An 18,772-nucleotide genomic window follows, 5' to 3' on the forward strand; every position below is an offset into this window, starting at 1 on the left:
GGTGCACCATGCGGCGGCGCGGCGACGGAGTCGGGCGGGACGGCAGGTCCACCCGGAGGGCCGCACTGCGGCCCGCGCTCGCCGCCTCGGTCGTCGTGGTGCTCACGATCGGCGCCGCACTGGCGGGATGCGCCAATGACGGCGCCCAGGTCGGCCCGCACTTCATCACCCCGCCGTTGATCCGCTACAGCTCCGTGCTCTGGCCGGTCCCGCTGGAGCTGATCGACGCCGAGCCCGGGACCCGGGTGCGGATCACGGCCTCCCTCGACTCCTCCCGCGGCGCCTGGACGTCCGCCGCCAGCTACGACGTCGCCGGCGACGGGACGGTCGACCTCGCGCGCGACAAGCCGCTGTTCGCGCCGTTCACCGAGCCGGACTCGGCCGGCCTGTTCTGGTCGCTGCGCGGCCCGGCGCTGGGCCCGGCCGACCTCGCCCAGCAGTGGATGCGCGACACGAACCAGGTGACTCTGACCGCGAGCGACGGCGACCGGGTCGTCGCCCGGCGCACCTTCCGGCTGGAAGGCCTGGGCGGGACGGTGGACGGCCGGACCGTCTTCACGCACGACCTCGCGCAGACGGGCGCGGGCGTCGCGCTCCCGCCGCACGAGACGCACGAGGACGTGCCGATCGGCCGGTTCTACGACGCGTCGTCCCTCGAGCGCCCGTCCGGGCCGGCTGTGCTGATTTTCGACGATCCGACCCCGGGGGCGTCGGCGGACTTCACAGCGCCGCTGCTCTCGCAGTTCGGCGCCTCGGTGTTCGTCGTGCCGATGACGTCGGCGGACGGCGTGCACCTGTCCACGGTGACGGACGCCGGGACTGTCTCGGCGATCCTGGACTGGCTGGACGCGCTCGCCTCCGTCGACGCGCGCCACGTCTTCGTCTACGGCACCGGGGCGTCGGAGCAGCTCGCGATCTGGGCGGCGAACCGGTTCCCGACCCGGCTGCACGGGCTGTTCGCCGGCGCAGGGCCCGCCGAGCTGCTCTGCCTCGCGGGATCGAGCGCGTCGCCGGTCTTCGAGCACGGCGTCGGCGTGCCCTGCGAGCGGAGCCCGGGCGTCGGGACGACGGCCGCGCCCCCGCTGAGCGTCGTGAACGGGCCGGTCATGCTGACCTGCGGTCAGGTCGACCACGTGTTCCCGGGCGCGTGCGCCGTGCAGCAGGAGCTCACCGCCACCAGGGCGCCGCGCGCGGGCGACAAGCTGCTCGTGGGCCTCGGCGCCGCCCACGCGGTCACGGTGCCGCCCGGCCTCCCCATCGCGCTGCCGGAGCCGGGCGACGGGTCCGGCGCAGGCGGCCAGGCGACCGAGCAGGCGCGGATCGCGTTCTGGAACGCGGTCGGGCAGCTCCTGCTGCGGGCGGTGCTGTCGTGAGGGGCCGGCTGCGCGCGCTCGCCGCCGCTGCCGCGATCGTCGCGGTCGCGGCCCTCACCGGCTGCGTCGCACCGGCCGGCGGAGCCCGCATCGTGGTCGCGCGCTTCGGGAACGCCACCGCCGACCCGGTCGTCGTCTCGCTCACCGGCCTGACCCCGGGGGAGGACGTCGTCCTCCGCGCCACCGCGACCACGACGGCGGGGACCTGGACCTCCCGCGCCCTCTACGCCGTCCCGCCCAGCGGCCGGGTCGACCTCTCCTCCCAGCAGCCGATCACCGCCCCGCACGTGCGGCCGGACGCCGCCGCGCCGTTCTGGAGCATGTCCGGCCCCTCCCTCAGCCAGTCGCAGCTCCAACGCGCCTGGGCCGAGGGCCCCGTGCAGGTCGAGCTCACCGCCGAGCAGCAGGGCGCCAGGGTCGCCGTCGCCCAGGTCCCGCGCACGCCCCTGTCCGCCCAGAGCGTCGAGCGCGTCGTGACGGTGGACGCCCTCGCTAGCGCCGCCGTCCCCACCAGCGCCGCCGCCCCCGCCGGCGCCGCGGTCTCCGCCGACCAGACCCAGGCGCTGCGGGCGGGGACGCTGTTCACCCCGCTGCCGACGCTCGTGCATCCGCGGCCCGGCGTCGTCCTCATCGACGGCGACGACGACGCCGCCTCCGGCGCCTTCGCCGCGCGCCGGATCGCCGCGATCGGCTTCCCCGTGCTCCTGCTCCCCGCCTTCGGGCCGGAGGGGCAGATCCCCGGCTCGGCCGCCCTCTCGGTGGAGGCCTTCGACGCCGCGCGCGCCTGGCTCGCGCGGGACCCGGGCGTCGACCCGGACCACATCGTCGTCTACGGCACCGGCCGCGCCGCCCCGCTCGCGCTCTGGTTCGCGGCGAGCGAGCCGCAGACCGTCTACGGCGCCATCGCAGCGAGCGGACCGACCGCCGAGCTGTGCGCGTCGTCGTCCGGCGCGCCGACGCTGCTGAACGAGGGCCGTCCGGTGCCGTGCGCGAGCCCGAACAGCCGGATCGCGGACACGCCCATCCTGCCGCTGAACCGCATCCCCGGGCCGCTGCTGCTCGCCTGCGGAACGGCCGACGAGCTGCTCCCAAGCGCGTGCGACTGGACCCGCGCAGGGGCGGACGAGCGCGGCGCGCGGGCGCAGGGGGAGACGCTGATCGCCCCGGGATCGGCGCACGAGCTGAGCGCGCCTCCGATGCTGCCGATCGGACTCGACGGCCTCCCACCGGCCACGGCGCAGGCAACCGAGGACGCCAGGGTGGCATTCTGGTCGCGGGTGACCGCGTTGCTGGAAGGAGCCATCGGACCGTGAACCCCGCCAGGAGGACCCGCTTCGCCGCACGCCGCGTGCTCGCGGCGCTTGCCGGCGTCGTGCTCGCGGCGGTCGCACTGGTGGGCTGCGGCGCCCAGCAGGGCGCGGCGGGACCGCGCTTCGCGCTGAGCGTGAACCCGAGCCCGGTGTGGCAGCCGGTCGGCATCCAGGTCCTCGCGCTGCCGCCGGGGCAGGAGGTGACGATCCGTGCGTCGCTGGTGCCGGGCGGGCTGTGGTCGTCGCAGGCGGTCTACGCCGTCCCGGCCGACGGCGTGATCGACCTCGCGCGCGACGTCCCGCTGGAGGCCCCGTTCACCGGTGCAGACGGAATGGGACTGTTCTGGACGATGCGCAGCAGCACGGGGGAGGCGGCGACCTCCGACGTCACGTGGGGCGGCTCGTCGTTCTCCGTCGACCTCCAGGCCTCCGTCGGCGGCCGCCGGGTCGCCGAGACCCGGGTGCAGCGCACCGGGCTGTCGGTGGCGGCGCCGTCGCGCGCGGTGTTCGACGACGGCATCACCGGCGACTACTTCCAGCCCACGAGCTCGACGGAAGGCGTGCGGCCGGGCGTCATCGTGTTCGACGGCACCGATCCGGGGGAGCCGACCGGCGTGCTCGTGTCGGCGACGCTGGCGGCCCTCGGCTTCCCGACACTCGACCTCTCCACGTACGGCTCGGCCGGGCAGCTCGACCCGCTGCGCAGCCTCCCCGCCGAGCGGTTCCTCTCCGCCCTGAGCTGGCTCAAGTCGCAGCCGGGAGTGGACGGCCAGCGGATCTTCACCTTCGGCGCCTCGCGCGGTGCGCAGCTCGCCCTCTGGGCGGCCTCCGCGTATCCGGGCACCGTCTACGGCGCGATCGCGCCGGGCGGCACCACCGGGCTGATCTGCCCGTCGCCGGTGCCGAGCCCGGCCGTGACAGTCGGAGGGGAGTGGGTGCCCTGCACGACGGGCACGCACGATCCCGCCCCGGCCGCCGTCCTCGACATCCAGCGCATCCCCGGGCCCGTCGTTCTCGGCTGCGCCGGGCGGGACGAGGAGATCGCGAACAGCTGCGCCTGGCTGGAGGCAGGGGCGCGCAAGCGCCCCCTGGAGGAGGGCGACGCGTACCTGATCGCACCGGGCGCGACGCACCTCTTCTACCTGCCGCCGTACACGCCGCTGCTGCTGCCGGCCGGCGCCGCAGCGCAGCCGACGGAGCGGGCGAGGGAGGCGCTCTGGGCGGACATCATGACCGCGCTGACGGCTCCGTCCTCGGTGCCGGGGCACTGATCGCGGCCGCCGCCGAACGCGCCGGCGCCGGAGTTCCCCGGAACGGCCGGAATGTCAGTCGCGGCAAGTAGCATGTGTGGGTGGTAACCGCTCTGTATCGCCGCTATCGGCCCGACACCTTCGCCGACATGATCGGCCAGTCGCAGGTGACCGAGCCGCTCATGACGGCGCTGCGCACCAACCGGGTCAACCACGCCTATCTGTTCTCCGGGCCGCGCGGCTGCGGCAAGACCACGTCGGCCCGCATCCTCGCCCGCTGCCTCAACTGCGCGGAGGGCCCCACCGACACCCCGTGCGGAAAGTGCGAGAGCTGCGTGGAGCTGAGCCGCGACGGCTCCGGATCGCTCGACGTGGTCGAGATCGACGCCGCCAGCCACAACGGCGTGGACGACGCCCGCGACATCCGCGAGCGCGCCATCTTCGCCCCCGCCCGCGACCGCTACAAGATCTTCATCCTCGACGAGGCGCACATGGTCACGCCGCAGGGCTTCAACGCCCTGCTGAAGATCGTGGAGGAGCCGCCGGAGCACGTGAAGTTCATCTTCGCGACCACGGAGCCCGAGAAGGTCATCGGCACGATCCGCTCGCGCACCCACCACTATCCGTTCCGGCTGGTCCCGCCCGCGCAGATGCTTGAGTACGTCCAGCAGCTCTGCGACAGCGAGGGGATGACGGTCGCGCCGGGCGTGCTGCCCCTGGTGGTGCGTGCCGGAGGCGGCTCGCCGCGCGACACGCTCTCCCTGCTCGACCAGCTGATGGCCGGCTCCGAGGGCAGCAGCATCGAGTACGAGCGCGCCGTCGCCCTCCTCGGCTACACGCACGCCGCGCTGCTGGACGAGGTCATCGACGCCATCGCCGCGCGCGACGCGGCAGGCGCGTTCGCTGCCGTGGACCGTGTCATCCAGACCGGGCAGGACCCGCGGCGCTTCGTGGACGACCTCCTGGAGCGGCTGCGCGACCTGATCGTGGTCGCCGCGACGAGCGTCGACGGCGCGGCCGCGGTGCTGCGCGGGGTGCCGCAGGACGAACTCGACCGGATGGGCGTCCAGGCGATGAAGTTCGGCGCGACCGAGCTCAGCCGGGCCGCCGACATCGTGAACGCCGCGCTCACCGAGATGACCGGCGCGACCTCGCCGCGCTTGCACCTGGAGCTGATGATCGCGCGCGTGCTGGTGCCGTCGAGCGACGACAGCGAGCGCGGGGCATTGGCGCGTGTCGAGCGGCTGGAGCGGCGGGTCGGGGTGAGCGATGCCGGTGGGGCGCGGGAGGCTGCTGCGCCTGCGCCTGCGGCTGCTCCTGCGCCGGCTCCTGCCTCTGTTCCTGCTCCTGCTCGTGCTTCGGTGCCCGCGCCTGTTCCTGCGCCGCAGCCCGCCCCTGGTACTTCGGCGCCGGTGGCCGCCCCGGTCCCGACGCCGGCCGCGCCGGAGCCCGTCGAGCCTCCCGCGAAGGCTGCGAAGGCCACGAAGACCGCGGAGCCGAATCCGGCCCCGCCAGCTCCCGAGCCGGTCGCCGCGCCCGCGACTCCGGCTGCCCCCGCGGCCGTCGGCGCCGTGAGCACGCAGCAGGTCAAGGACTCCTGGCCGCAGATCCTCGACGCCGTGCAGCGCGCCAAGCGCAGCGCATGGATGGTGGTGTTCACCGCGCAGGTCCGGTCGCTGAACGACGACGTGCTGACGCTGTCGTTCCCGAGCGACAACGACGTGCAGAGTTTCCGCCAGCCGCAGGCGCAGGGCGGCCAGGGCGTGAGCGAGTACCTCCGCCAGGCGATCATCGACATCCTGGGCATCCGGGTCAAGTTCATCGCGCGCGCCGACGGCGCGCCGGCCGGCGGCGGCTCGTCTCGCCCGTCCGCGGGAGCGCCCTCCGCGCCCGAGGCGCCGACCTGGCCGGGCGCCGATGGAGACGGTTCCGCTGCGCGCCCGGCGTCGGGAGCGGCCCCCGCGTCGTCGTCGGCGCCTGCTCCGGCCTCATCCACCGCTCCGGCGTCATCCACCGCTCCCGGCGCGGCGGCCTCGGCGTCCGTCACCGAGTGGGCGACGGTCGCCATCCCCGCGGCGGCGCCCGCCGCCGTCGCCACGCTGGAACGTCCGCAGGCCGCTCCCGTGCGCGCTGCCGCGCCGTCAGCAGCTCCTGTCACCGACGAGCTGCCACCGGACGACCTGGAGCCGCCGGAGGAGATCGAGCCTCCCTACGAGGCCGAGGTCCCGGAGGAGCCCGAGGGCGACTGGGCGGCGGCGCCATCCGCTGCCGAGACGGCCGCGCCCTCCGCAGCCCCGCAGCGCGCCGTCACGCGCCCTGCCGCTGAGCGTCAGGCTCCCGAGCGCACCCCCGTTGCGCCGCCCGCAGCCGAGCGCCCCGCCGCCACCCGCCCCACCGCGGAGCGCTCCGCCCCCGCCTCCGGCGCCCGCACGCCCACCTTCCAGGCCCCGCAGCGCTACGGCGAGGCGGTCGTCCGCGAGATCCTCGGTGCACGCTTCCTGGAGGAGCAGCCCGCCCCTCCCATGAACGGCATGAGGTAACGCCGTGTACGAGGGCATCGTCCAGGAGCTGATCGACGAGCTGGGTCGGCTTCCCGGCATCGGGCCGAAGTCGGCACAGCGCATTGCGTTCCACATCCTGCAGACCGAGAGCTTCGACGTCACCCGGCTCGCCGAGGTGCTGCTCGAGGTGCGCGACAAGGTGCGCTTCTGCGAGATCTGCGGCAACGTCTCCGAACAGCCGACCTGCACGATCTGCCGCGACCCGCGCCGCTCTCCCGACACCATCTGCGTGGTCGAGGAGGCCAAGGACGTCGTCGCCATCGAGCGCACCCGCGAGTTCCGCGGCCTGTACCACGTGCTCGGCGGCGCCATCAGCCCGATCGACGGCGTCGGGCCCGACGACCTCCGCATCCGGCAGCTCATGCAGCGCCTCGCCGACGGCACCGTGCAGGAGGTCATCATCGCGACCGACCCCAACCTGGAGGGGGAGGCCACGGCCACCTACCTCAGCCGCCTGCTGACCACGCTGGAGATCCGCGTCACCCGGCTCGCCTCCGGCCTCCCCGTCGGCGGCGACCTGGAGTACGCCGACGAGGTCACCCTCGGCCGCGCCTTCGAAGGCCGCCGCCAAGTCTCTTAACCCAGACCAACCCCTCCCGCCCCACCACCCCCAAGCCCTCATCCGCCGAGGGGCACGTCGTTGTCACTTCTGGGCGCGAAAAGCGACAACAACGTGCCCCTCGATCACCGCCTGGGCGTTCCGTCACATGGCCGGGCGGGCATATCCCCGGCCGGTAGAATGGTCACTCCCGTGAGTTCTGGAGTGCCTGTGGCCCTGATCGTTCAGAAATACGGCGGCTCGTCCGTCGCCGACGCCGAGAGCATCAAGCGCGTCGCCAAGCGCATCGTCGAGACGCGCAAGGCGGGCAACGAGGTCGTCGTGGCCGTCTCCGCCATGGGCGACACCACCGACGAGCTGGTCGACCTGGCCCACGAGGTCACGCCGATCCCCGCGCCGCGCGAGCTGGACATGCTGCTCACGGCGGGGGAGCGCATTTCGATGGCGCTGCTCGCGATGTCGATCAAGAGCATGGGCTACGACGCGCGCTCCTTCACGGGCAGCCAGGCCGGCATGATCACCGACGCCCAGCACGGCGCCGCCCGCATCGTGGATGTCACCCCCGGCCGCATCAAGGAGGCGCTCGACGAGGGCGCGATCGCCATCGTCGCCGGCTTCCAGGGCTTCAACCGCGACACCCGCGACATCACGACCCTCGGCCGCGGCGGCTCCGACACCACCGCCGTCGCCCTCGCCGCCGCGCTCGGCGCCGAGGTCTGCGAGATCTACACCGATGTCGACGGCGTGTTCACCTCGGACCCCCGGCAGGTCCCGCTCGCCCGCAAGATCGACCGCATCACCAGCGAGGAGATGCTCGAGCTCGCGGCCGCCGGCGCCAAGGTCCTGCACATCCGCGCGGTGGAGTACGCCCGCCGCCACAACGTGACCCTGCACGTGCGCTCCTCGTTCTCGAACCGGGTGGGCACGTACGTCCTCAATGAAGCAGCTGCGGCCGAGGCCGCGAAGAAGGATGGAATCGTGGAAGAGCCGATCATCTCCGGAGTCGCCACCGATCTGAGCGAGGCGAAGATCACCGTCGTCGGCGTGCCCGACGTCCCCGGCAAGGCGGCGCAGATCTTCAAGATCGTCGCGAAGGCCAACGCCAACGTCGACATGATCGTCCAGAACGTGTCCGCCGCCGCGACCAGCCTCACCGACATCTCGTTCACCCTCCCGAAGTCGGAGGGCCAGCGCGTGCTGACCGCCCTGAACGGCGAGCGCGACGAGGTCGGCTTCCAGGCCCTCCAGTACGACGACCAGATCGGCAAGCTCGCCCTGGTCGGCGCCGGGATGCGCACCAACTCGGGCGTCTCCGCGAAGCTGTTCGAAGCGCTGTACGTCGCGGGAATCAACATCGAGATGATCTCCACCAGCGAGATCCGCATCTCGGTCGTCACTCGCGCCGACACCGTGGCGGAGGCCGCCCGCGTCGTGCACACCGCCTTCGGGCTGGACGGCGACGAGAAGGCGATCGTCTACGCCGGCACCGGCCGCTGAGCCGCTCCCGCCGCCCGCGGGAATGGCCGCCGTCGCCATCCCGTTCACCTCTTCAGACCACGACACCGAAGGACACACCATGAGCGAGACCACTCCCGGCTTCGACATCGCCGTCGTCGGCGCCACCGGCCAGGTCGGCGCCGTGATGCGCCAGTTGCTGGAGGAGCGCGACTTCCCGGTGAAGAGCATCCGGTTCTTCGCATCGTCGCGCTCGGCCGGCACGAAGCTGCCGTTCCGCGGCGAGGAGATCACGGTCGAGGACGTGGAGATCGCCGACGTCTCCGGCATCGACATCGCCCTGTTCTCGGCCGGCGCCACCGGCTCGAAGGCGCACGCGCCCCGGTTCGCCGAGGCCGGCGCCATCGTCATCGACAACTCCAGCGGCTGGCGGATGGACCCGGACGTGCCGCTCGTGGTCTCCGAGGTGAACCCCGAGGCCATCGACGACGCGCGCAAGGGCATCATCGCGAACCCCAACTGCACCACGATGGCCGCCATGCCAGTGCTGAAGGTCCTGCACGAGGAGGCCGGCCTCCAGCGCCTCATCGTGAGCACCTACCAGGCCGTGTCGGGCTCCGGCCTGGCCGGCGCCGAGGAGCTGGCCGGTCAGATCCGCACGGCTGTCGCCGACGAGAACCTGCTCCAACTCGTGCACGACGGCTCGTCCGTCGCGATGCCCGAGCCGGTCAAGTACGTGCGCCCGATCGCGTTCGACGTCATCCCGCTCGCCGGCACGATCGTCGAGGACGGCTTCAACGAGACCGACGAGGAGAAGAAGCTCCGCAACGAGAGCCGCAAGATCCTCGGCCTCCCGGAGCTGCTGGTGAGCGGCACCTGCGTGCGGGTGCCCGTGTTCACCGGCCATTCGCTGTCCATCAACGCCGAGTTCGCGTCGCCGATCAGCCCCAAGCGTGCCACCGAGCTGCTGTCCGATGCGCCCGGCGTGAAGCTCACCGACGTCCCCACCCCGCTGGAGGCCGCCGGCCAGGACCCGAGCTTCGTCGGCCGCATCCGCGCGGACGAGGGCGCCCCGGAGGGCCGCGGCCTCGCGCTGTTCATCAGCAACGACAACCTCCGCAAGGGCGCCGCGCTCAACGCGGTGCAGATCGCCGAACTCGTAGCAGCCCGCCTCACGTCCCGCGTCGCCGGCTAGCCCCTCTGTCGAAGGGCACGTAAACGCCCCTAAAACGCGGTTTTAGGGGCATTTACGTGCCCTTCGGCGGCTCCGGGAACGCGCCGAGGCGGCGCGCGGCGGCGTCCTGGTGGGCCAGGCGGCGCAGCGCCGCGACCACCGGGTCGTAGAGCGCCGTCCCGAGCACCGCGTAGGCGAGCGCCCCTTCCCGGCCGCCGTCCTCCGGCATTCGGCTGAGGTCGTACTCCGCCATCGCCCGCAGGTGCTCCGCGTACACGTGGAGGCGCTCGTCCGTCATCGGGATGCCGCCGGCCTCCACCGCCTCCAGCGCGCGTTCGAGCTGGGCCACCGCGGCGAACCGCTCGTCGTAGACCTGTCCGATCGCAGCGAGAGCGGCGTGTGCGCGCGGGTAGGGCGGCTGCGCGTCGTCGAGGTACGGCGGAAGGGCCGCGACCGCGCTCCCCAGCGCGTCGAAGAGCTCGCCGTCGGGATGGTCGATCAGGTCGAGCACGTCCTTCACCCGGCCCAGCGGCAGCCCCGCCACGTCCGAGAGCGCGCGGATGAGGCCGATGCGGCGCACGTGCTCCTCGCCGTAGTCCGCGCGCGTCGCGCTGACGGCCTCCCCGGGCGGGAGCATCCCCTGCCGCAGGTAGAACTTGACCGTCGCCAGCGGCACGCCCGTCCGCTCGACCAGCTCCGAGATGCGCATCCGTCCTCCGAACCTCTTGACTACGGATACTAATACTATCTAATCTTTGGATACAGACACTATCCAACGCGCGTCATCCAACTGAGGAGCCGTCATGCTGCTGCAACCCGCCAGCGCCATCACCGCCGGCATCGTCCTGCTCACCGTCATCGGGGTCGCCTACGGCGGCACCTTCATGCTGCGCGTCGTCACCGGCAAGCAGGGGGCCAACGACCTCCAGAAGTCCTTCTTCCGCGCCGGACACGCGCACGCGGGCGTCCTCGTCATCCTCGGCCTCGTCACCCTGCCGCTGCTCGACGCCGCGAGGGTGACCGGCTGGATGCACTTCGGCGCGATCGGGGTCCTGGTCGCCGCCATCCTCATCCCCGCCGGGTTCTTCTTCTCGCCGCTCGGCCGCGACCCGCAGAAGCCGAACGGCGCGATCGCGCTCGTCTGGATCGGGTTCGGCGTGCTGCTGCTCAGCATGGTCGTCTCCGGCGTCGCCCTGATCATCGCCGGGGCCTCGGCGGCCTGAGGGATGTCTCGATATCGAGACAGAATCCCGGCGCGACGGCAGGTCCCGAGCACACTCACCGTAGGATTGTCTGGTGAGCACTGACCCCATCGACGTCGTCCTGATCGGCGGCGGCATCATGAGCGCGACGCTGGGCTCCATGATCCAGCGCGTCCAGCCCGACTGGACCATCCGCATCTACGAGTCCCTGGGCGAGGTCGCCCAGGAGAGCTCGAACCCGTGGAACAACGCAGGAACGGGCCACGCCGCCCTCTGCGAGCTGAACTACATGCCGGAGGCCGCCGACGGCAGCGTCGACCCGGCCAAAGCCATCAGCATCAACGAGCAGTTCCAGCTCAGCCGGCAGTACTGGGCCTCCCTGGTCGCCGCGGGCCACCTGCCCGCCCCGGACACGTTCATCAACGCGACGCCGCACATGACGTTCGTGCGCGGCCGCGACAACGTCCGCTACCTCCGCAAGCGCTACGAGGCGCTCAAGGACCAGCCGCTGTTCGAGGGCATGGAGTACTCCGAGGACCCGGCGACGATCGGCGAGTGGACCCCGCTGCTCACCAAGAAGCGCAACGCCAAGCAGCGCATCGCCGCCACCCGCCAGACCGCGGGCACCGACGTCGACTTCGGCGCGCTCACCCGCGCACTCGTCGACGACCTGGTCGCGAACGGCGCCGAGCTCGCCCTCAACCACAAGGTGCTCAGCATCAAGCGCACCGCGGACGAGCTCTGGAAGATCAAGGTTCGCCACGAGGTCGGCCACACGCCGCACGAGGCGCTCGCACGATTCGTGTTCGTCGGCGCGGGCGGCGGCGCCCTGCACCTGCTGCAGAAGTCCGGCATCCCTGAGATCAAGGGCTTCGGCGGCTTCCCGATCTCGGGCCAGTTCCTCCGCACCTCCAACCCGAAGATCGTCGCGCAGCACCAGGCGAAGGTCTACGGCAAGGCCGCGGTCGGCGCTCCGCCGATGTCGGTCCCGCACCTCGACACCCGCGTGGTGGACGGGGAGACCTCCCTGCTGTTCGGCCCGTACGCCGGCTTCAGCCCCAAGTTCCTGAAGAGCGGAAGCTGGTGGGACCTGCCCGGCTCGGTCCGCGCGGGCAACCTCGGCCCGATGCTCGCGGTCGCGCGCGACAACTTCTCCCTCATCAAGTACCTGGTGGGCGAGGTGCTCGCCAACCGGGCCAAGAAGATGAAGGCGCTGCAGGAGTTCATGCCGACCGCGAAGTCGGAGGACTGGGAGCTCATCACCGCAGGCCAGCGCGTGCAGGTGATGAAGAAGGACCCGAAGAAGGGCGGCGTGCTGCAGTTCGGCACCGAGGTGATCGCCTCCGCGGACGGCTCGATCGCCGGTCTGCTCGGCGCGTCCCCTGGCGCGTCGACGGCCGTGCCGATCATGGTCGACCTCCTCAAGCAGTGCTTCCCCGACCGCTACGAGGGCTGGCTGCCGACGCTGAAGCAGCTCATCCCCACGGTCGGCACCACGCTCAACGACCGCCCGGAGGAGGCCGAGCGCGTGCTCGCCGAGACCGCGGCGGTGCTCGACCTGGCGGAGAGCCCCGCCGGTCAGGTCGTCCGGGCCTGACCTCTGGCCAACCGCAGCCGATCCGTACCCGTCGGTACGGATCGGCTGGACAGTCGCGGGCGCGACCTGTTATCGTCGTCCTCGCTATGAAGTGATCACCTCCTCTCGTCCCGCGCCCGAGGCGCCGTCGATCGAGTGAGCGACCCCATAGGTCCTGCGCCGCCTGGTCATCCAGCACCGGGCGCTCCGGCGCACTCGTCGCGGAAGTCCGCCCGGCGGGAGCCTGCTCCGTGATGGAGCGCCCGGAAGGTGGTCACATTGCCAACACTCACTCTCACTCCACTGCGCGCCGACGGTGTCTCCGTCAGCTACGGCGACCGGCGCGTGCTCACCGACGTCTCCCTCACCGTGCCTCCCGGCGCCCGCCTCGGCCTGATCGGCGAGAACGGCGCGGGCAAGTCCACGCTGCTGCGGGTGCTCGCGGGGGCTGAGACCCCGGACTCCGGCCTCGTCCAGCGGCCGAAGCGGGTCGGCTTCCTCTGGCAGGAGGTCCGCTTCTCGCCCGACGAGACGCTCGCCACGCTGATCGAGGACGCCCTCGCCGAGGTGCGCGCGATCGAGCACGAGCTGGAGGCCGCGGCGGCGGCGCTCGCGGGGGACGACCCCGCGGCGCACGCGCGGTACGACGCCGCCCTCGCGGCGGCCGAGCTCGCCGAGGTGTGGTCGATCGCGTCGCGTCGCGACGCGCTCCTCGACGGTCTCGGGGTCGGCGCCATCCCGCTGGCCCGGCGGCTGGACGAGGTCTCGGGAGGGCAGCGCAGCCGGTTCGCGCTGGCCGCGCTGCTGCTCGGCCGGCCGGAGGCGCTGCTGCTCGACGAGCCGACGAACCACCTGGACGACGCCGCCGCGGCGTTCCTGGAGTCGCAGCTCCTCGGCTGGCACGGCCCGGTGCTCTTCGCGAGCCACGACCGCGCGTTCCTCGACTCGGCGGCCACCGGCCTCCTCGACCTGGACCCGACGCGCACCGGCACGACCGTGTTCGGCGGCGGCTACAGTGCGTATCTCGCCGAGAAGACGGCCGAGCGGCACCGCTGGGAGAAGCAGTACGCCGACGAGCAGGCCGAGCTCGCTGCGTTGAAGCACGCGGTCGACGTGACCGCGCGCTCCATCGCCTGGTCGGGCAAGGTCCGCGACAACGACAAGTTCGTGAAGTCGTACAAGGGCAACACCCTGGACCGGCAGATCAGCCGGCGCGTGCGCAACGCGGACGGCCGGCTGGAGGAGCTGACCAGCACGCAGGTCCGCAAGCCGCCCAAGCCGCTCGGCTTCTCCGGCATCCCCGCGGGGTTCCAGGCCGTGGGCGGGGAGGCCGGGTCGCTGCTGCAGGCGGACGACCTCCACGTGCCCGGCCGGCTGAAGCTCGACCGGTTCGCGGTGGAGGCGCAGTCGCGCGTGCTCGTGACCGGGGCCAACGGTGCAGGCAAGTCGACGCTGCTCTCGGTGCTCGCCGGGCGGATCGTTCCGCTCGTCGGGACGGTGCAGCGCCGGCGCGGCCTGCGGGTGGAGCTCCTGGAGCAGGATGTGCGCTTCGCGGACCCGACGCAGACCCCCCGGCGGATCTACGAGCTGGCGCTGGGGGAGCGGCGCGCGGAGGCCGTCCCGCTCTCGGGGCTCGGCCTGATCGCCCCGCGCGACCTCGACCGGGAGGTCGGCGCGCTGTCCGTGGGGCAGCAGCGCCGGCTCGCGCTTGCGCTGATCATGGCGCGGCCGCCGCACGTGTTCCTGCTGGACGAGCCGACCAACCACCTCTCGCTCAGCCTGGCGACCGAGCTGGAGGCCGCCCTCGGCGGATACCCCGGCGCGGTCGTGGTCGCGAGCCATGACCGCTGGCTGCGCGAGCGCTGGTCGGGGGAGGTGGTGTCGCTGCGGAGCGCCACGCTGCGCGACGCTTGACGAAGATTCGAACATATGTTCGAATAGTTCCATGAGGTGGAGCGGGCAGGAGCTGGCGGTGGAGACGCCGTCAGCCCTGCCCGGTCTCGCCCGGCTGAACAACCTGGTGCGGTCGGTGCGCACGCCGGAGTTCGCGGGCATCACGTTCCACGAGATCCTTGCCAAGTCGGCGCTCAACAAGATCCCCGGCGGGGGAGGGCCGATGCCCTTCGGCTGGACGATCAACCCGTACCGCGGCTGCTCGCACGCCTGCGTCTACTGCTTCGCGCGTCCCACGCACAGCTATCTGGAGCTCGACCAGGGCAAGGACTTCGACCAGGAGATCATCGTCAAGGTCAACGTGGCCGACGTGCTGCGCAAGGAGCTGACGAAGCCGAGCTGGGGCCACCACCCGGTCGCGCTCGGCACCAACACCGACCCGTACCAGCGGGCCGAGGGGCGCTATGCGCTGATGCCCGGCATCATCGATGCGCTGACCGACTCCGGCACGCCGTTCAGCATCCTTACCAAGGGGTCGCTGCTCCGGCGCGACCTCGACCGGCTGGCGGAGGCGGCGACGCGGGTCCCCGTCGACCTCGCGATGTCGATCGCGGTCTACGACGACGAACTGCAGCAGTCGGTCGAACCGGGAACGCCCACGACCAAGGCACGGCTGGCGACCGTCACCGCCGTCCGCGAGCACGGCCTCGACTGCGGGGTGTTCCTGATGCCGATCCTGCCGTACCTCACGGATACGCGGGCGCACCTCGATGAGGCACTGCGCCAGGCGAAGGAGGCCGGCGCCACCAGTGTGCTCTACACCGCGCTGCACCTGAAGCCCGGCGTCAAGGAGTGGTACTACCTGTGGCTGGGCCGGGAGCATCCGGAGCTGCTGCCCCAATACCGCAGCATGTACGGCCGCGGCACGTACGCGCCCAAGGAGTACCGCACCTGGCTGGCAGCGCGGATCAAGCCGCTCATCCGAGCATACCGACTCGAGCGCGGCCAGGAGGATCCGCTGACCGGGGGAGTGCGTTCGTCGGCGCTCGGGATGCTGCGCGACGGCGAGGGGGAGCGGCGTGCAGTGGATCGGGTGGCGCCCGAGGAGGTCGCGCCCGAGTCGGCGCTGGTGACGCTCGGGGTGCAGCCGACGTTGTTCTGAGGGGGTCACGCACTCCCGCGGGGTACAACACGCCGATCTGCCCGGGGTACACAGCGGGCAGGGTTGCTGCCATAATCCCCACTGGGAGGCCGCCGACGCGCGATCTCCCACCGACGCCCCCACCGTCGGTCCCTCTCGCGCCGAAGGAGTCCGGTGTCGCTCGGCCTTCCCAGCCACCTCTCCAGGCAGGCGAATTCGCGCGCGCTGGCCACGGCGGCGCGCTGGGCCGCGCTGGTCTGCCTGGTGATGGCCGCTGTCAACGTCGCGGTGTCGACGGTCGGCGGGACCACCGGCGCCGCCTCCTGGATCAGCACCCTCGTGCTGCTGCCGATGATCGCGCTGCTGCTCCTGCTGTCGCGCGGCCGGACCGTCCTGCTCACGATCGTCTACCTGCTCGTCGGCGCGGTCTGCACCTACTTCTACGTCTACCTGATCTTCGACAGCACCCCCGAGTATCAGGACACGAACCTGCTCGTCGTCGCCCTCCCCGTCGTCGCGATGACCCTCGTCGGCGGGACCGGCACCGGCTCGCTCGTCGGCGTGCTGTGGGCCACGCTCGGGTTCGCGCTCGCGGAGACCGCCGTCTTCCTCGGGGCGACAGCGGCCGGGCGGGTCTTCCGGCCCGACGCCATCTCGCTGAGCGCCTACCTGCTGCTGGTCGGCGTGCTCGCGTTCGACGGGCTCACCCGCGGCTCGCGCTCGCGGACGCAGGGCGCCATCCACCGCGCCGTCCGCGACTCCCGGCTCGTCGACCTGCGGCGCGAGCTGCTCGCGGAGTCCACGGCCGACCTCCACGACACCGTCCTCAGCGAGCTCGTCGCCGTCGCCAGCACGGAGCCGGGGGAGCTGCCCGCGCGGCTCCGGCAGCGCATCGAGTCCGACCTCCACCGCCTCGGGGGCGCCGGGATGCCCGCCGACGAGCAGAAGCCCACCGACGAGGACCCCTGGTACGACAGCGAACTGCGCCGGGCCATTGAGGACGCGCGCGACGAGGGCATCGCCATCGACATCTCCGGGGAGCGGGAGGCCGTCGCGCTCCTGAGCGCCGACGCCCGCCGCGCGGTCGGGCTCGCCGTCCGCCAGTGCCTGGTCAATGTGCTGCGGCACTCCGGCAGCGCGACCGCCGAGGTCGCGTTCTCCTGCGGCGACGCCTCCGTCTCGGTCATGGTCGTCGACGGCGGTCGCGGCTTCGCGGCGGCCGGCGTCCCCGCCGGCGACCGGCTGGGCCTGCGCCAATCGGTGCACGACAGGATCAGCAAGGTCGGCGGTTCGGTCACCGTCTACTCCGCGGAAGACGTCGGGACGACCGTGATCATGACCCTCCCGGTCGCGGAGGCGGCATGAACCAGGTGCTGTCCGAGACCATCGTCCACTACCGGTCGCTGCCCGTGGAGCGCACGCCGCAGCGGCTGGACCCGCTCGGCGTGCAGTCCGCCTGGCTCCTCGTCCCGCTGCTCGGCGCCGTCGCGGTGGCCTACGCGGTGTTCTCCACATTCCTGCACCACGCCCAGTTCCGCAGTCCCGCCCTCGCGGTCTGGGCGATCGTCGTGCTGCTCCTGGCCGTCGTCGTCGCGACGATCCGCACGCATCCCGGTCTCGCGCCGGTGGGGCTGTGGTCGCACCTGGCGATCATCGGCGTGGCCGTCGCCGCAGCCAGTCTGTTCGCCGCGTCGGTCTGGGGCCACAACCAGCGCATCCAGGACGACTGGGGTCAGATCGCCGTCGCCCTGCTGCTGGCGGCGATGCCGCTGTACCGTCCGGTCGGCGAAGTGCTCACCGTCGCCGCCGTCGCCGCCTTCGTGCTCGGCGCGCTCGCCTCCGCGCAGGGGAGGTCGCTGCTCATCACGAACCACCCGCTCGTCTACGCGACCGTCGCTGCGACGCCGGTGCTCGCCCTGGCGTTCGGCGGCGCGGGCTACGCGTGGACCATGACCGGCGAGACGCTGCGCTGGCGGGAGGTCGCCAGGGCGGGCCAGCTCCGGCTCGAGGCCGAGCTGCGGCAGGTCGCCGCGCGGATGGTCGCGCAGGAGCGCGCGACGGCGCTGAACGCCGAGGCGGTCCCGTTCCTGACCGCACTGGCCTCCCGCGGTGTCATCACCGAGGAGGACAGGCTGCTCGCGCGCAGCATCGCCGAGCGGCTCCGGGCGTCGGCCGTGGAGGCCGTCGATCGGACCTGGCTGGCCGAGACCGTCGCGCTCGCCCTGTCCCGGCGAGGCACGGGCGCGCAGGCGGACCGCCGCTCCCGCGTGCACGACCCCGAACGGCTCGAACAGGTGCTGAGCGAGGAGCAGCGCGCGGTGGTCGGCGCGCTCATCGGGACCGTCGCCGACCTCCCCGGACTCGACGCCGACAGCCTGGCCGTGACGGTGGAGCAGCCAGGGGCCCCGGTCTTCCTCCTCACCGCCCGGGTCGCCGAGCCGCGGCGCCTGCTCCGCATCGCTCTCGTCCCGTACCTCAGCGCGCTGCAGTCGGTGTCGATGGTGGCGTCCATGCGCGTTCGCGCAGGCGGGCTCACCGTCCGCTTCGCCTATCCTGAGAGGCGAGCACCATGAGCACCAGCACAGCACATCCCGGATCCGCGGCGACCCCGATCCGGCTCGCCATCCTCGACGACCACGAGATCCTCCTCGACAGCCTCGCCGCCTGGATCGACCGCAACGCCCCCGACTTCGACCTGGTCGTGCGCGCGGGGAGCTGGCTGGAGCTCGTCCACAGCGACGCGTTCCCGACCGATCTGGTCATCATGGACCTCCAGCTCCGTGAGTCCGTGTCGATCGGCGCGCGCGTGCGCACCTGCCGGGCGGCCGGCGCGAAGGTGGTCGTCCTGAGCGCCGTCGACACGCAGGAGGACCGCGACGCCGCGCTCGCCGCCGGCGCGGTCGCCTACGTCACGAAGACCCAGCCGATGGCCGAGCTGATCGGCGCGGCTCTCTCCGCGATGGGCCGCGACAACGCGGCGGGGCGGCAGGAGCCGGCGCCCGCCTGGCGCCCGCGCCCGACGGTCCCCGAGGCCTCCCGACCCAAGCTCAGCGACGGCGAGCGGCAGGCGCTCGTGCTCTACGCCGACGGCCGCACGACCTCCGAGGTGGCCCGCGCGATGAACGTGCAGTACGAGACGGCCAAGACCTACTTGCGCCGCGTTCGCGAGAAGTACGGCAAGGTCGGGAGGCCCACGAGCTCGCGTGCTGACCTCATCCGCCGCGCCGCGGAGGACGGCTACCTCACCTGACCCTCCGGCGCCCGCATAGGATTGCTCC

15 protein-coding genes are annotated in these 18,772 nt (G+C 72.5%); 14 read left to right on the forward strand and 1 reads right to left on the reverse strand.

What is annotated here, in order from left to right; translation table 11 throughout:
- Positions 1-8: 8 nt before the first annotated feature.
- The 7 genes from ABH923_RS16270 (at position 9) to ABH923_RS16300 (ending at position 9,703) form a co-directional block, all read left to right on the forward strand.
- Positions 9-1,373, forward strand: coding sequence for an acyl-CoA thioesterase/BAAT N-terminal domain-containing protein (locus ABH923_RS16270; protein WP_370056428.1), 1,365 nt, complete (start codon positions 9-11; stop codon positions 1,371-1,373).
- Positions 1,370-2,686 (forward strand): acyl-CoA thioesterase/BAAT N-terminal domain-containing protein, encoded by a 1,317-nt coding sequence (locus ABH923_RS16275; RefSeq protein ID WP_370056429.1) that lies wholly within the window; start codon positions 1,370-1,372, stop codon positions 2,684-2,686. Before ABH923_RS16270 ends, ABH923_RS16275 begins: the two co-directional genes overlap by 4 nt.
- Positions 2,683-3,954, forward strand: a complete 1,272-nt coding sequence (locus ABH923_RS16280; RefSeq protein WP_370056430.1) for an acyl-CoA thioesterase/BAAT N-terminal domain-containing protein — start codon at positions 2,683-2,685, stop codon at positions 3,952-3,954. Before ABH923_RS16275 ends, ABH923_RS16280 begins: the two co-directional genes overlap by 4 nt.
- Before the next feature lie 80 nt (positions 3,955-4,034).
- Entirely contained in the window at positions 4,035-6,473 is a 2,439-nt protein-coding gene (locus ABH923_RS16285; RefSeq protein WP_370056431.1) for a DNA polymerase III subunit gamma and tau, read from the forward strand.
- A 4-nt stretch (positions 6,474-6,477) separates the two neighbouring features.
- Positions 6,478-7,074 carry a recombination mediator RecR gene (gene recR, locus ABH923_RS16290; protein ID WP_370056432.1) on the forward strand — a complete coding sequence of 199 codons (597 nt, stop codon included), beginning with the start codon at positions 6,478-6,480 and terminating at the stop codon, positions 7,072-7,074.
- Between the two features lie 189 nt (positions 7,075-7,263).
- A complete protein-coding gene (locus ABH923_RS16295) occupies positions 7,264-8,550 on the forward strand; it encodes an aspartate kinase (protein WP_370057382.1) in 1,287 nt (428 codons plus the stop codon).
- Between the two features lie 79 nt (positions 8,551-8,629).
- The gene (locus ABH923_RS16300) at positions 8,630-9,703 is read left to right on the forward strand and encodes an aspartate-semialdehyde dehydrogenase (protein WP_370056433.1); all 1,074 of its coding nucleotides are present in this window, start codon (positions 8,630-8,632) and stop codon (positions 9,701-9,703) included.
- Between the two features lie 52 nt (positions 9,704-9,755).
- Here ABH923_RS16300 and ABH923_RS16305 read toward each other — a convergent pair whose 3' ends face one another.
- Positions 9,756-10,391, reverse strand: a complete 636-nt coding sequence (locus ABH923_RS16305) for a MerR family transcriptional regulator (RefSeq protein ID WP_370056434.1) — start codon at positions 10,389-10,391, stop codon at positions 9,756-9,758.
- Between the two features lie 94 nt (positions 10,392-10,485).
- On the opposite strand from ABH923_RS16305, the gene ABH923_RS16310 reads away from it, so the two are divergent.
- The 7 genes from ABH923_RS16310 to ABH923_RS16340 all read left to right on the forward strand — a co-directional run bounded on the left by ABH923_RS16310 (position 10,486) and on the right by ABH923_RS16340 (position 18,744).
- Positions 10,486-10,905: a hypothetical protein gene (locus tag ABH923_RS16310; protein ID WP_370056435.1), complete on the forward strand. Its 420-nt coding sequence runs from the start codon at positions 10,486-10,488 to the stop codon at positions 10,903-10,905.
- 73 nt (positions 10,906-10,978) lie between these two features.
- On the forward strand, positions 10,979-12,481 hold the full coding sequence (locus ABH923_RS16315) for a malate:quinone oxidoreductase (RefSeq protein ID WP_370056436.1): 1,503 nt from the start codon (positions 10,979-10,981) through the stop codon (positions 12,479-12,481).
- Positions 12,482-12,739: 258 nt separating this feature from the next.
- The gene (locus ABH923_RS16320) at positions 12,740-14,374 is read left to right on the forward strand and encodes an ABC-F family ATP-binding cassette domain-containing protein (RefSeq protein ID WP_370056437.1); all 1,635 of its coding nucleotides are present in this window, start codon (positions 12,740-12,742) and stop codon (positions 14,372-14,374) included.
- Between the two features lie 31 nt (positions 14,375-14,405).
- Positions 14,406-15,515: an Rv2578c family radical SAM protein gene (locus ABH923_RS16325; RefSeq protein WP_370056438.1), complete on the forward strand. Its 1,110-nt coding sequence runs from the start codon at positions 14,406-14,408 to the stop codon at positions 15,513-15,515.
- A gap of 153 nt (positions 15,516-15,668) precedes the next feature.
- Positions 15,669-16,859, forward strand: a complete 1,191-nt coding sequence (locus ABH923_RS16330; protein WP_370056440.1) for a sensor histidine kinase — start codon at positions 15,669-15,671, stop codon at positions 16,857-16,859.
- A complete protein-coding gene (locus ABH923_RS16335) occupies positions 16,856-18,067 on the forward strand; it encodes a hypothetical protein (protein ID WP_370056441.1) in 1,212 nt (403 codons plus the stop codon). The genes ABH923_RS16330 and ABH923_RS16335 overlap by 4 nt, the downstream gene beginning before the upstream one ends.
- Positions 18,064-18,744: a response regulator gene (locus tag ABH923_RS16340; protein WP_370056442.1), complete on the forward strand. Its 681-nt coding sequence runs from the start codon at positions 18,064-18,066 to the stop codon at positions 18,742-18,744. The genes ABH923_RS16335 and ABH923_RS16340 overlap by 4 nt, the downstream gene beginning before the upstream one ends.
- Positions 18,745-18,772 lie beyond the last annotated feature (28 nt).

Source organism: Leifsonia sp. EB41, assembly GCF_041262565.1.
GTDB lineage: Bacteria > Actinomycetota > Actinomycetes > Actinomycetales > Microbacteriaceae > Leifsonia.

Bases quoted from the DNA above. Each gene is read 5' to 3' on its own strand.
- ABH923_RS16270 (WP_370056428.1), top strand. From the start codon at position 9: ATGCGGCGGCGCGGCGACGGAGTCGGGCGGGACGGCAGGTCCACCCGG.
- ABH923_RS16325 (WP_370056438.1), top strand. From the start codon at position 14,406: ATGAGGTGGAGCGGGCAGGAGCTGGCGGTGGAGACGCCGTCAGCCCTG.
- ABH923_RS16340 (WP_370056442.1), top strand. From the start codon at position 18,064: ATGAGCACCAGCACAGCACATCCCGGATCCGCGGCGACCCCGATCCGG.
- ABH923_RS16300 (WP_370056433.1), top strand. From the start codon at position 8,630: ATGAGCGAGACCACTCCCGGCTTCGACATCGCCGTCGTCGGCGCCACC.
- ABH923_RS16310 (WP_370056435.1), top strand. From the start codon at position 10,486: ATGCTGCTGCAACCCGCCAGCGCCATCACCGCCGGCATCGTCCTGCTC.
- ABH923_RS16305 (WP_370056434.1), bottom strand. From the start codon at position 10,391: ATGCGCATCTCGGAGCTGGTCGAGCGGACGGGCGTGCCGCTGGCGACG.
- ABH923_RS16335 (WP_370056441.1), top strand. From the start codon at position 16,856: ATGAACCAGGTGCTGTCCGAGACCATCGTCCACTACCGGTCGCTGCCC.